The organism is Oleiphilus sp. HI0128, assembly GCF_001635365.1.
On sequence record NZ_LWGG01001223.1, the window covers coordinates 1 to 578 of the forward strand.

General features: G+C 45.7%; 1 protein-coding gene. It reads right to left on the reverse strand.

Annotated elements, in window-relative coordinates; all coding sequences use genetic code 11:
* On the reverse strand, window positions 1-578 hold a 578-nt coding region (locus tag A3763_RS20635), incomplete at both ends, for an ATP-binding cassette domain-containing protein (protein ID WP_156495222.1).

Sequence of the window (578 nt, forward strand, 5' to 3'; positions counted from 1 at the left end):
AATGCTCGTACGACTGCGAGGTCGTGACTAATGAATAAGTAGGCGATTTGGTACTTTTCCTGAAGGTGTCTCAGCAAATCTATCACTTGGTTTTGGACAGTACGATCTAAAGCAGATGTTGGCTCGTCGAGTATTATTAGCTTGGGCTTAAGGACGAGCGCTCGTGCAATTGCAATTCGTTGCCTTTGTCCACCGGAAAACTCGTGTGGATAACGATGGCGCATGCCCGGGTCGAGTTCGACCTCTTCGAGCACTTTAATGATTATTTGTTCTCGTTCGTCAGGAGTTCCAATGTTATGTATTTCTAAGCCCTCGTTAATGATTTGCATAATTGACATGCGAGGACTGAGGCTGCCATAGGGGTCCTGAAAGACAATTTGCATTTCTTTTCGGAAGGGGCGGAATGCTTGTTGGTCAAGATTGTGAGTGGGCTTACCTTCAAAGAATATCTCACCTTCACATTGCTGAAGTCTAAGTAAAGCGAGGCCGAGGGTGGTTTTTCCGCTGCCGCTTTCGCCGACGATACCAAGAGTTTCGCCTGCTTTTAGTTTTATTGAGATGTCTTTAGTTGCCTTTAA